Consider the following 13,485-nt stretch of genomic DNA (forward strand, 5'->3'; position numbering starts at 1 on the left):
TTATAGTTTTAACTAAATTTAAAAACGAAATTTAGTATACGTGAAAAAAAATTACTTAAAGCTTCATTATGGGGATTATTTATGTTCTTCTTTTTTTACTCCTGTCGAAGAGAAGAGTACTTAGATAATAGAAATGATCAAAGCAAACAACCTTTTGCAATATTTGTCCCTCAGTATCCGGGAGAAAAAATAGATTATGCAGAGGGTTTTGGTTATCTGTATCAGAATTATTTTAATGTAAATAATATTGATAAGAATCAACAAAAGTCAATAGTAGAAAATTTCGGAGTTATAGACTTCAGAATGCATTCCCAATTATTTACTGATAAAGAAGATACTAAGGCTATGATCTTTCCTGTAAAGAAAGAAGGAAAGACAAAAGGACTTGTAATGGCTGTTTTAGAAAATAAAGGAACAAATTTAAGATACACACCTCTGGAAAAAACTTATGAGAGATATTCAGAGATACTTCAAATTTTTTCTCAGCACGATAAAAAGTTTAAGGTTTCCAATGCTATAGCTGCAATGCCAATAAAAAGACCAGGTCCTGATGATAAAGATGATACTGGAGGTACAGGTGGTAATGGAAGTGGAGGGAGTACTGGAATTCCGGGAGTTATTATCACAGTTCCTGTTAAAATTATTACAATACCAATTATTATTAACAATAATGGAATTCCAAATACACGTCCTAACGGTGATGGTTGTCAAGCTTACAATGGATGTGAGCGTTCTCCAAACTCTCCAGGTGGCGGTGGAAATCCTAATTCTAATGAGCCTAAAAGCAAAGAGGCTGACAAATGGGTAGATGAAAATGTAGATGATAAAAATTTAAGAGATAATAAATGTGCTTATGATGTTTATAAAACTCTAAAAAGTAGAGTAGGACTTTTTAATAATTTATTAGGTAATTTTAAAGGCAATAGTTCGATACTCAATTTATATTTCAGAATAAGAGATCTTCCAGCTAAACCAGGGTTTTTCACAATGGGACAAACAAATTCTGAAGGTATAAGAAAAGGATATATTACAGTTGATTTAAATCCAAATGGATTAGGTTCAACAGATGTGGGTATTGCTAAGGTTTATATTCATGAAATGTTACATGCAAAAATGATTCATGATTTAGTTAATGCAGGATGGGATGGTGATAAGGACATTAAAGAAATTAATCCCGAAAGTTTACCAACTTTACTGGATGCATATAAAAATAAATTTTATAATCCAGGGGATTCACAACATAAATTTATGAGTGAATATTACATTCCAAAAATAGCTAGTGCCTTAGCTCGTTTTGATAATAATAATCTGAAATATACTGATTATGAAAATCTGGCATGGACAGGATTACAAGAAACTGATGCTTACAAGGCTTTATCAAAAGAGAAAAAAGATAAAATAACAGATGCTAATAATACATTTAATAGAAAAGCGCCATGTGGAAAATAAAAATAATATGTATATGTTTTTTTGCTTCTGTGAATACTATATGTTATAGTCAAAATCGTTTAAAGCAAATAAAAATTGGACAAATGGAAGGCGTAACAAATGTACAAGAATTTAACACTGTCGGTGGAGAAGTGAAGTACATGAAAATATTAAAAGACTTTGAAGCATCATTTGCTAAAATAAAAAAAGGTTATCCTGAATATTATAGAGATTATAGGATTCTCGATTCTAATATTCCCTCTACTCCTGTCACTAAAATGCTTGTGGTTACGCTATACCCTAAACAATCAGTATCAGAAGAAAATAAAAGGAAATACTACTATTGGATTATACCATTGAAAACTAAAATTTTAAAAGTATCCTACAATATTAAAACTAAAGAAGTGAGCGATCCCATAGAAACTTCTAGAGGAATCGTGGAATAATAACTAAATATATGTTTACAAAACAATAAATCTATATCAGTCAATAGTGATTTTCCCCGATTAACCTCGGGGTTTTTCTTTTCTCATGATATTTTGTGAAGTAAAAGAACGATTTATATATTTTTATAAAGGTTTGAAAATATGAAATCTAGAGTCTGTAATTCGATTGAATTAGAGTGAAAAAAAGAAGCAATTATTTAAATTGAGGAACGAAAAAGCCTCTACATTTCTGTAAAGGCTTAGTGAGTTTATTTTGTTATTTCATCTATTCATAAAGGAATACCAGAATTTTGTAAACAAAGTAGGACTATATTTAAATACTTAGTTTCCATGATCGAAACAATATTATTCTACCCATAGATGTCCAATAGAATAGGTTCTGGCTTTACCGGCTACAATTACTCTTTCATTTTTGTTTTCACAATAAAGCTGACCACCCCTTTCTGATAGCTGGCGTGCGAAGAGCTTATTTTTTCCTAATCTCGATGACCAGAACGGAATGAGGGAACAGTGTGAAGAGCCAGTTACAGGATCTTCAAGAATTGAAGACTGTGGTGTAAAATATCGTGAAACAAAATCGCTGTCAGTACCCGCTGCAGTCACCACAACACCTCCGGGATCCAGATTGATTATATCAAAAATGGATCTTTCAATTTTAATTTTTTTTATGTCTTCTTCAGATTCATATACTAAAACGTAATCTCTTGATTTGAATATTTCTTTGGGCTGAATATTGAGAGACTTAATTATAGTATCAGGAAGAGTAGAGGTTTCAGGCATTCTTGATGGGAAATCCATATAATAAAACCCATCTTTTACATCGACAGTTAATTCGCCGCTTTTGGTTTGAAAAATGATTCTGTCGTTCTGATAGTTTAAGATGGACGCTAAACAATGAGCTGTAGCAAGAGTAGCATGCCCACACAAATCCATTTCTATTTCAGGTGTAAACCATCTTAGATGAATAGTATCGCCATTGTCGATAAAAAAGGCCGTTTCTGCTACAGCATTTTCACGGGCTATTTTTAAGAGTATCTCATCAGATAACCAATTTTTTAACGGAACAACACATGCAGGATTTCCATGGAAAATATCTTCTGTAAAAGAATCTATTTGATATAATTCTAGCTTCATAATTGATAAAATTTCGGTTAATAACAAAGATAAGCTATTCTCCGGAGAGGCCTTGGTCTTAATGATATTCTAACGATATATTTTGCTCGTATTTTGTACAGCATATTGTACGGCTTATAGCTTTTTGTATATTAGTTTCATATAAGTAATTATGAGCAAGATAGATATGAATTCAGCAGTTTTCCCAATTTTGAAAACTGAAAGATTAACGCTCAGGCAATTATCAATTGATGATCATCAAGATATTTTTGCTTTGCGTTCCGACTCGGAAATTAACGAGTTTCTTGGCAGGCAAATATGTGAAACAAATGAAGAGGCAATAAGTTTCATTAATAAGGTTAATAATAATTATAAAGAAGGCAATTCTTTTTATTGGGCAATTACTTTAACAGAAACTAATACACTTGTTGGTACAATATGTTTATTTGACTTTTCAACCGAAAATGATAGCTGTGAAATAGGATATGAATTAATGAAAAAATTTCAAGGACAAGGTATAATGACAGAAGCTGTTCAAGTTGTGATTGACTACGTATTTCACACTTTGAAACTCGAAAAAATACTTGCTGTTACACACTATAAGAATCAGAGTTCAACCAATCTTCTGTTAAAATTCGATTTTGTAAAATCGATAGAAACGTGCAAAGAAGATCCTGAATTGAATATTTTTACTTTGAGTAAGGAGTGTAAATGATGTGAAGTGAAAAATAAGTAGAGAACTACAGTTTTTATATTATATTATTTTTGTATTCTGATGATTTTCTAAAGTAATGTTAAACTTTCAAATATTTGAGAATTAGCTACAACCATATCAAAAATTGAAAATGAAAAAAAATATCATTTACCTTTTATTGCTTTTGTCTTTGTTAAGTTGCCAAAAGTCCTATAAACGCTCTACTGATTATTCATACACAAAACCTATTCAACTATCCGATAGTATTAAAGTAGATTACCTATATAACACTGGAATGGATACCGTTCAAATAATAAATCTTACAAAACTCATATTGTCAGATACTATTCCGAATATACACAGCCTACTCATACTTAAAGATAATAAGCTGGTTTATGAAAACTATTTTGCGGGAGATGATGAAATTGTGGGAAAGAAACTAGGTTATGTAGAACACGGTATTGAGGATTTGCATGACTGCCGGAGTATGTCAAAAAGTGTTACATCTGCCTGTATAGGAATTGCTGTAAAAAAAGGACTTATTAAAAATATTGATGAATCTATTTTTCCCTATTTTAAGCAATATCAGAATGATTTCGATGAGCAAAAGAAAAAAATCACCATTCGTCATTTACTGACTATGACAAGTGGTCTTAAGTGGAATGAAGATATTTCTTATAGAGATCCAAGAAACACAGAACTTAGAATGGATATGAGTTCTGATCCAATTGATTTTATTTTGAGCAGACCAATGGTTTCAGAGCCCGGTGCTACATGGAATTACAATGGCGGTAATACACAATTATTGGCAGAAATAATAAAATCAGTCAGTGGTTTAACCATAGATAAATTTGCTGAACAAGAATTATTTACCCCTCTAGGTATCAATAAATATGAATGGCTTCCGTTGGTCAAAAATATGCCTGCCGCAGCATCAGGAGTTCGATTACGTTCAAGAGATCTGCTTAAATTCGGGATGTTGTATATGAATGACGGAAAATGGAAAGATAAAGACATTTTAAATACCGATTGGACAGAGCAATCTCTGAGTTCAGCCATAACAAGACCTTCTACAAAAGATAAAAATGCAGGATATGGTTTCCAATTTTGGACATTCAAGGAAACAATAAAAGATAAAGAAATAGAAATTCAGGAAGCTAAAGGAAAAGGTGGGCAAAGGATATTTTTTTGTAAGCCGTTAAATTTATTAGTTGTGATAACAGCAGGAAATTACAATAACTGGGAAATAAAAAATGATTCTAAAACGGTCTTATTGAAATATATAATTCCTGCGATAAAATAAGCATCTGTTGTTGGAGTATGAAAGGAGGATAGCAAGTAGAATTAAAAAGTTCTGATGATTATGAAGCGAGCGCGACAGGATTCGAACCTGTGACCGTTCCGATTGAAATCGGAATGCTCTATCCGGTCGAGCTTTTAATAAGTTCTTCAATTTTCTTTTTACTCTTCCAAGCCTTTATTTCTCGTTCTCTTTTATATGCAGAGCTCTTATCGTTAAAAGTTTCAGAATATGCAATAACCCAATCTTTAGTACGAGACGTAAAACCTTTATGATTAGAAAGGTGTTTTCTCAATCTTTCATTGAGCTCTTCTGAGCAATGTCCAATATAAAATTGATCGAGAGCAGAGGAGTATAATATATAGCAGAAACACATGACTAAATATAAACAAAAAAGCCTCTACATCTCTGTAAAGGCTTTAGTGAGCGCGACAGGATTCGAACCTGTGACCGTCTGCTTAGAAGGCAGATGCTCTATCCAGCTGAGCTACGCACCCATTGCGTATAAAAAAAGCTTTTTGAACTAAAAAGCTTTAAAGTCGGGATGGCAGGATTCGAACCTGCGACCTCCTGGTCCCAAACCAGGCGCGATGACCGGACTACGCTACATCCCGAGTATTTTTAAAATCTGTAAAGATTTTTACAAATGCAGAAAAAAATATTAAAAAATAAAAGCCTTATTAGATAAGGCTTTAGTGAGCGCGACAGGATTCGAACCTGTGACCGTCTGCTTAGAAGGCAGATGCTCTATCCAGCTGAGCTACGCACCCATTTGTAGTAAAAAAAAGCTTTTTGAACCAAAAAGCTTTTTTTAAGTCGGGATGGCAGGATTCGAACCTGCGACCTCCTGGTCCCAAACCAGGCGCGATGACCGGACTACGCTACATCCCGTATATTTTTTATTCTGCGGAGGGTAAGGGATTCGAACCCTTGCGACCCTTGCGAGTCGACAGTTTAGCAAACTGCTCCGTTAACCACTCCGGCAACCCTCCTTTTTTTAATGATCTTTTGTTCTGCGTTTGCGAGTGCAAATATAGAACGGATTTTTGAATTTACCAAAACTTTTTTGCATTTATTTTTTGTATTTTTGACAAAATAAAAACCTTTAAAACACCTATTGATGCGTAATACATTATATTTCATCGGATTAAGTGCAGTGCTTTTTTCCTGTGGTTCTTCTAAAAATGTTACCCCTCAGAAAAAAAACTTACCTGTAAATAAAAATAATACCACGAATGTTGGTGTGAAAACACAAACTCCGTCTATGCAGACACCAGTAAAACCGGCTATACAGAAAGATCATGGCGTAGAGTTTTATACAACAAATATTGCTGACATTACAAAAAATGATAATACAGCAAGCTATGGTAGTATTGTAACAGCTAAACCACTCGGTTACCAAATTACGAAGAATTACTTTCCGGCTATAGGACAGAATTTCAGACAGCGTTATCTTATTCTTCATTATACAGCATTGGATAATGACAGATCCATTACAGCTCTAACACAAAGAGGTGTGAGTGCTCATTATTTGGTAAGTGATATCAACGATCAGGAAATCTACCAGATTGTTGACGAAAATAAAAGATCCTATCATGCAGGGGTAAGTAACTGGAGAAAAGATTCCAATCTAAATGATACTTCTATTGGAATTGAAATTGTAAACAGTGGATTTACAACAAACGCTTCCGGTCAGAGAATATTTGCAGATTTCCCGGACTATCAGATAAGAAAAGTAGCAGCATTGGCTAAAGATATTGTACAGCGTTATAATATTCCACCAACTAATGTCTTGGCACACTCTGATATTGCACCCGGCAGAAAGCAGGATCCGGGGCCAAAATTCCCTTGGAAGAAATTATATGATGAATACCAGATTGGGATGTGGTATGATGAAGGTACCCGCTCAGGTTTCCTTAATCAGTTAGAGACAGGAACTTTTGAATCCGATAAAAATACACCGCCATTCATTTACAAAGTACAGAGCCAGCTTCAGTCATTAGGATACCAGGTTGATTTATCCGGGCAATGGGATAACCAGACTAAATTAGTTGTTCAGTCATTCCAGTATCATTTCTGGCCGCAATTAGGAGACGGAGTTCTTGATATGGGAACTTATGCTACTTTATTGGCTTTATTGCAAAAATATCCTTCAAAATAATCGATTGAAAAATATTTCTTTTAAGAAACATTTGATTAATATTTTTCTTAATTCCTGCTTCTGAACATAAGGAGTAGGAATTTTTTTTCGTAATTGATTTATTATAAATGATTTTTTTCTAATCCAATATATTTGGTTTAACTTTAAAGTTTAAAATTTTTGAATAATGAATGATTACAGAATTGAAAGTGATCTGATAGGTGAACTAAAGGTTCCGGTAAATGCATACTATGGAGTACAGACGCAGAGAGCGATAGATAATTTTAAAATTTCCAATGATCATTTATCAGATCATCCGGAGTTTATTAAAGCTTTTGCTTTCGTTAAAAAAGCAGCGGCTCAGACTAATTTTGAATTAGGACTTTTAGATGAGATCATCAATAAAAATATTGCAATAGCTTGTGATGAGATTGTTGCCGGAAAAATGCACGAACAATTTCCAACGGATATGATCCAGGGAGGTGCAGGAACATCCATGAACATGAATGCGAATGAAGTAATTGCAAACAGAGCTTTGGAGCTTATGGGACACCAGAAGGGTGAATACCAGTTCTGTTCTCCAAACGATCATGTAAACCTTTCTCAGTCTACTAATGATGCTTATCCTACCGCAATCCGTATAGCATTATACAATTTGAACAAGACCTTGGTGGAACGTTTGGAATTATTGATACAATCATTTAGAAAAAAGGCAGATGATCTGAAAGATGTGATCAAAATGGGACGTACGCAGCTACAGGATGCTGTACCTATGACAATGGGGCAGGAGTTTAATGCTTTTGCCAATACTCTTCAGGAAGAAATTGCCCGTCTGAATACAAATGCAGATTTGTTCCTGGAAACCAATATGGGGGCAACAGCAATTGGTACAGGGCTAAATGCTCATCCTGATTATGCAACAAAATGTACAGAGAACTTAGCTAAGATTTCAGGGGCTGACGTTGTATTAGCTTCCGACCTTGTAGAAGCAACACCAGATACAGGAGCTTATGTAATCTATTCTTCAGCAATGAAAAGAATGGCAGTGAAACTTTCTAAGATTTGTAACGACCTTAGATTATTAGCTTCAGGCCCAAGAGCTGGTTTCTATGAAATTAATTTACCAAAAATGCAGCCGGGATCTTCTATTATGCCTGGGAAAGTAAATCCGGTAATTCCGGAAGTGGTAAATCAGGTTTGCTTCAAAGTTATTGGTAATGATCTTACTGTAACCTTTGCAGCAGAGGCTGGTCAGTTACAGCTTAATGTTATGGAGCCTGTTCTTACACAGTCAATCATGGAGTCTATTCGTTTTCTGAAAAATGCTATGGATACGCTTCGTGAGAAGTGTATAGACGGAATAACAGCCAATAAAGAAATCTGCCTGAATATGGTGAAAAACAGCATTGGTATCGTTACAGCACTTAATCCATATATAGGATATAAAAATAGTACTAAGATTGCTAAAGAAGCTTTAGATACAGGTAAGAGCGTATACGATCTGGTATTAGAGCATGAATTATTGAGCAAAGAAAAATTAGATGAGATTTTAGCACCCGAGAATATGCTGAATCCACACGCGAAATTCTAATATAAAGTAATGTTGATAAATAAAGAGGAGTATTGCTCCTCTTTGTTTTAAATATATATTTTCATAAAAAATACTATATGAGAAAAATAGTATCTACACTTTCCTTAGTTTTGTTGATGAATATGATGAACGCACAAGATTTTAAAATACAGACATTAAAAGATAATAATGGTTATACTTATGAAACGGTAAACAACGATCCGGATCATGTAAGAGTGTATACCCTTAAAAATGGTCTGAAAGTATATCTGGCTAAGAATACAGATGCACCGAGAATCCAAACCTATATTCCTGTACGTACAGGTTCCAATAATGACCCTTCAGATAATACCGGTTTAGCTCATTATTTAGAGCATATGGTATTTAAAGGAACTTCAAAACTCGGGACCAAAGACTGGACTAAAGAAAAAGTTTTGATTCAGCAGATATCAGATCTTTATGAAGCACACAAGGCAGAGAAAGATCCTGCTAAAAAAAGAGAAATCTATAAGAAAATAGATGCTGTTTCCCGGGAAGCTTCCAAATATGCAATTGCAAATGAATACGACAAAGCTACTTCTTCTATCGGAGCTACCGGAACCAATGCACATACGTGGTTAGACGAAACAGTTTATAAAAATAACATCCCCAACAACGAGTTGGAAAAATGGTTCAAAATTGAGAAAGAACGTTTTTCTGGATTAGTGCTTAGGTTATTTCATACGGAGCTGGAAGCTGTTTATGAAGAGTATAACCGTGCGCAGGATAATGACGGTAGACTTGTAAATTATGAACTGATGAGTGCTTTGTTTCCGAAACACCCAAATGGACAACAGACAACCATCGGAACAGCAGAACACCTGAAGAATCCTTCAATGGTAGCCATCAATAAATATTTCGATACGTACTATGTGCCCAATAATATGGCGGTTGTACTGGTAGGAGATATTGATTTTGATAAAACTATTGCACTGGCAGACAAATATTTTGGGACTTTCCAATATAAAGAATTGCCAATGAAGAAGATGGTTTCGGAAGAACCAATGACTAAAATTGTTGAAAAAACAGTAAAAAGTCCTACTACGCCGAGACTTCAAATGGCATGGAGAACAGACAGCTACGGTTCTAACGAATCCCATCTGGCAGAAATAACAGCACAGATTCTTAGCAATAGTGGGGAAGCAGGACTTTTGGATACCAATGTCAATCAGCAGCAGAAAGCACTGCGTGCAGTAGCTTATAACTCTCCGCTAAAAACCTATGGATACTTCACTATGGTTATTGTCCCTAAAGAAGGGCAAAATATGCAGGAGGCAAAACAATTGCTGCTGCAACAAATAGATCTTATTAAAAAAGGAGAATTTCCGGACTGGATGATTCCTTCAATTATAGAGGATATGAAACTCTCCAGAATGAGACAACTGGAAACAGCCGACGGATTAGCAACTAATCTTTATGATGCTTATATCAAAGGTAGAAGTTGGGATCAGGAACTGAATGAAATCAATGAATATTCTAAGATTACAAAAGACGACATTGTAAAGTTTGCCAACGATTTCTTTAAAGACAATTATGTTGTTGTTTACAAAGAGAAAGGTATAAATGATAAATTAGTCAGAGTAGAAAATCCTGGTATTACACCAATTCAGCTGAACAAAGATTCACAGTCACCTTTTCTTAAAGAAATCATTTCTGAAAAAGTTTCAGATATTGCTCCGGTATTTGTAGACTTCAAAAAAGAAATCAAAGAAACCACAGTTAAAAATGTAAAACTGAGTTATATTCAGAATAAAACAAATGATATAGCACAGATGAACTATATCTTTAACCTTGGGACTGATAACGATAAGGAATTGGGATTAGCGCTAAGTGTATTGGAATATCTGGGAACAGATAAATATACTCCGGAGCAATTAAAGGCTGAATTCTATAAAATAGGTATCTCTTACAATCTTCAGATTGGTGCAGACAGAATTAATGTTTCACTTTCTGGACCAGAGAAAAATATAGGAAAAGGTCTTGCTTTAGTAAACCACTGGATTCAGAATGTAAAACCAGATCAGGAGATCTATAATAAAACGGTAAAAACAATCCTGGAAGGACGTGAAATAGCGAAGAAAGATAAAGCCCGAATTATGGCTGCTTTGAGTAACTACGCTAAGTTCGGAACCGATTCAAGATTCAGGGATGTTATTTCCAAAGAACGCCTTACTGCCATAAAAGCAGAGGAAATCACGAATAAAATAAAATCTCTTGCAAAATATCCATACGAACTATTCTTCTATGGTAAAGACCTTAATGCTTTTGAGAAAGAAGTAAGCAGTTATATACAAAAAGCAAGTCTGAAATATCCTGAGGCTAAAGTATATCCTGAATTGCCAACCGGTGGACAGGTATATTTTACAAACTATGATATGGTACAAATGGAGATGAGCAAAATTGGCCGTGGAGAAGAAATCAAGCCTGCTAATTTTGGTAAAATCAATGTTTTCAATGAGTATTTTGGCAGAGGCTTATCATCTATTGTATTTCAGGAAATCCGTGAGTCACGTTCATTGGCATATTCTGCTTATGTAAACTATGCTTATCCAGATGAACTGAAGAAACACGATTATGTAACAACTTATGTCGGAACACAAGCTAATAAGCTGCCACAGGCAATTTCCGCAATGAATGAGTTGATGGAGGAGCTTCCACAAATTCAGGTACAGTTTGACAATGCTAAAGGATCTGCACTAAAGCAGATTGCTTCTAACAGAATTACCAAGCGTAATATCTATTTCAACTACCTTAGAATGAAGAAGCTGGGGATTGACTATGATGTCCGTAAAGATATCTACAATGAAGTGAAAGATCTTACTTTACCTCAGTTATCCAATTTCTATAATACAGAAGTTAAACCTGTTAACTTTAATACAGCTATTATCGGTAAGAAAGAAAATCTGGATATGAATGCAATTAATAAACTGGGCACATTCCGGGAAGTAAGCCTGGAAGAAATCTTTGGTTATTAAAAATATAAAAATGAAGATCCGGGAAACTTTCCGGATTTTTATTGAAAATTAAACACGACTTTCGGTATTTAAAAACCTCATAGACTATTATAGCCTGTGAGGTTTTTTATATCTATCCGGTTTACTACAAGTTATCATGTCTGTATCACTTTTGAAGTAGAGACTAATATGACGTTTAAATAGTTTAAACACGGATTTTACTGCCTAAAAACCTTAATTTTTTCTTAAAATTAGGCACCGTATTTTTTTGAAAATGGCTATATTCGGGACCATAAAAAACGATATGCAAATATACGAAGCGATTTCTGTTGGGCTGTATCTGTTGTTAATGATAGGTATCGGCGTATATTCTTATAAAAAATCAACAAGCAATTCCGAGGAATTTTTAATTGGAGGAAGGAAAATGGGAGCGGCTGTAACGGCACTTTCAGCCGGAGCAGCCGATATGAGTGGCTGGCTACTGATGGGCGTTCCGGGTGCTATGTATTTATCAGGAATTTCCAGTTCCTGGATTGCTATAGGACTTACTACCGGAGCATTTCTTAATTATATTATTGTAGCACCGCGGCTAAGGATTTATACGGAAGTTGCTCAGAATGCGATTACATTACCTGTCTTTTTTGAAAACAGGTTTAAAAATAAAAATCACCTTCTGAAAGTTACTTCCTCAATTTTTATTCTGGTCTTTTTTACATTGTATACTTCCGCGGGTATGGTTTCCGGAGGTAAATTGTTTGAATCGGCTTTTGGAATTGACTATACTGTAGGCTTATTACTAACCAGCCTGGTTGTTGTGTTGTATACATTTCTGGGCGGTTTCCTTGCCGTAAGCCTTACCGATTTTGTACAGGGAACTATTATGGTATTAGCCTTAGTTATCGTACCTATTGTAGCGATTTCACAAATCGGAAGTATAGGTGAGACTTTTTCTCTTATCAAAACCAAAGACCCTAAATATTTAGATTTGTTCAGAGGGACAACCACTATTAGTATTGTTTCTCTATTAGCATGGGGACTTGGATATTGCGGACAGCCACACATTCTGGTGCGTTTTATGGCGATAGACAAACCAAAAGATCTAGTTAAGGCCAGAAGAATAGGAATTACATGGATGATCTTTACTGTTGCCGGAGCATTAGCAATTGGTTTAATCGGGATTGCTTACCTGCAAAAGTTTGATATTGATACAATGATGAAGTTTGATGGTTCCAAAACCGAAGCAGAAACTATTTTTATTTATTTTTCCCGTATTCTGTTCCATCCGCTTATTGCAGGATTTTTATTAACAGCAATTCTTGCAGCGGTTATGAGTACCATTTCTTCTCAATTGTTAGTAACATCCAGTTCATTAACTGAAGATATTTATAAAGCTTTTCTGAATAAAAATGCAACACCAAAACAACTCCTACTTACCAGCAGACTTTCAGTTCTGTTAGTAGCTGTGGTTGCAGTGCTTTTGTCTCTTAATCCTAAAGATAGTATTCTTAATCTTGTGGGGAATGCATGGGCAGGTTTTGGTTCCGCTTTCGGACCTTTAATTTTGTTGTCCCTTCTCTGGAAAAAAACAACTTGGCAGGGAGGTCTTGCAGGTATGTTGGTTGGAGGAATTACAGTATTGGCCTGGGTGTATATCCAGCATCCTTTTAAAGACTGGTACGAAATGATTCCTGGCTTTATCTTGTCATTGTTAACCAATCTCGTAGTTTCTACATTAACTTACAAACCAGATGAGGTTATTGAAAGTGAATTTGAAGAAGTGAATAAAATTATGCAGGAATAA

Annotated in this window: 10 protein-coding genes and 5 tRNA genes; 8 read left to right on the forward strand and 7 right to left on the reverse strand. The window is 34.8% G+C overall.

The annotated features are described in order from the left end of the window. Positions 1-81: 81 nt before the first annotated feature. Both BAZ10_RS00200 and BAZ10_RS00205 read left to right on the forward strand, forming a co-directional pair. A complete protein-coding gene (locus BAZ10_RS00200; protein ID WP_245803704.1) occupies positions 82-1,449 on the forward strand; it encodes a hypothetical protein in 1,368 nt (455 codons plus the stop codon). Between the two features lie 83 nt (positions 1,450-1,532). After that, on the forward strand, positions 1,533-1,874 hold the full coding sequence (locus tag BAZ10_RS00205) for a hypothetical protein (RefSeq protein ID WP_245803705.1): 342 nt from the start codon (positions 1,533-1,535) through the stop codon (positions 1,872-1,874). 345 nt (positions 1,875-2,219) lie between these two features. On the opposite strand, the gene BAZ10_RS00210 is transcribed toward BAZ10_RS00205, so the two are convergent. After that, positions 2,220-3,008: a PhzF family phenazine biosynthesis protein gene (locus BAZ10_RS00210; RefSeq protein ID WP_078770316.1), complete on the reverse strand. Its 789-nt coding sequence runs from the start codon at positions 3,006-3,008 to the stop codon at positions 2,220-2,222. Between the two features lie 151 nt (positions 3,009-3,159). Between BAZ10_RS00210 and BAZ10_RS00215 the strand changes: the two genes are divergently transcribed. Continuing rightward, complete coding sequence (locus tag BAZ10_RS00215; RefSeq protein WP_078770317.1) at positions 3,160-3,702, forward strand: GNAT family N-acetyltransferase; 543 nt, start codon at positions 3,160-3,162, stop codon at positions 3,700-3,702. A 130-nt stretch (positions 3,703-3,832) separates the two neighbouring features. Beyond that, positions 3,833-4,984, forward strand: coding sequence for a serine hydrolase domain-containing protein (locus BAZ10_RS00220; RefSeq protein ID WP_078770318.1), 1,152 nt, complete (start codon positions 3,833-3,835; stop codon positions 4,982-4,984). Positions 4,985-5,102: 118 nt separating this feature from the next. Here BAZ10_RS00220 and BAZ10_RS00230 read toward each other — a convergent pair whose 3' ends face one another. The 6 genes from BAZ10_RS00230 to BAZ10_RS00255 form a co-directional block, all read right to left on the reverse strand. Further along, entirely contained in the window at positions 5,103-5,357 is a 255-nt protein-coding gene (locus tag BAZ10_RS00230; RefSeq protein WP_078770319.1) for a GIY-YIG nuclease family protein, read from the reverse strand. Between the two features lie 47 nt (positions 5,358-5,404). Next, positions 5,405-5,478 (reverse strand) — tRNA-Arg (locus tag BAZ10_RS00235). A 42-nt stretch (positions 5,479-5,520) separates the two neighbouring features. After that, positions 5,521-5,595: transfer RNA gene (locus BAZ10_RS00240), tRNA-Pro, on the reverse strand. An 82-nt stretch (positions 5,596-5,677) separates the two neighbouring features. Beyond that, positions 5,678-5,751: transfer RNA gene (locus tag BAZ10_RS00245), tRNA-Arg, on the reverse strand. Positions 5,752-5,797: 46 nt separating this feature from the next. Next, positions 5,798-5,872 (reverse strand) — tRNA-Pro (locus tag BAZ10_RS00250). Between the two features lie 16 nt (positions 5,873-5,888). Next, positions 5,889-5,973 (reverse strand) — tRNA-Ser (locus BAZ10_RS00255). A 128-nt stretch (positions 5,974-6,101) separates the two neighbouring features. On the opposite strand from BAZ10_RS00255, the gene BAZ10_RS00260 reads away from it, so the two are divergent. The 4 genes from BAZ10_RS00260 (at position 6,102) to putP (ending at position 13,485) form a co-directional block, all read left to right on the forward strand. Further along, positions 6,102-7,142 (forward strand): N-acetylmuramoyl-L-alanine amidase, encoded by a 1,041-nt coding sequence (locus BAZ10_RS00260; RefSeq protein WP_078770320.1) that lies wholly within the window; start codon positions 6,102-6,104, stop codon positions 7,140-7,142. A 166-nt stretch (positions 7,143-7,308) separates the two neighbouring features. Beyond that, a complete protein-coding gene (gene aspA, locus BAZ10_RS00265; RefSeq protein WP_059322687.1) occupies positions 7,309-8,712 on the forward strand; it encodes an aspartate ammonia-lyase in 1,404 nt (467 codons plus the stop codon). Positions 8,713-8,789: 77 nt separating this feature from the next. After that, on the forward strand, positions 8,790-11,705 hold the full coding sequence (locus BAZ10_RS00270) for a M16 family metallopeptidase (RefSeq protein WP_078770321.1): 2,916 nt from the start codon (positions 8,790-8,792) through the stop codon (positions 11,703-11,705). Positions 11,706-11,988: 283 nt separating this feature from the next. After that, entirely contained in the window at positions 11,989-13,485 is a 1,497-nt protein-coding gene (putP, locus tag BAZ10_RS00275; RefSeq protein ID WP_078770531.1) for a sodium/proline symporter PutP, read from the forward strand.

It is taken from the genome of Elizabethkingia occulta, assembly GCF_002023715.1.
Taxonomy (GTDB): Bacteria; Bacteroidota; Bacteroidia; order Flavobacteriales; family Weeksellaceae; genus Elizabethkingia; species Elizabethkingia occulta.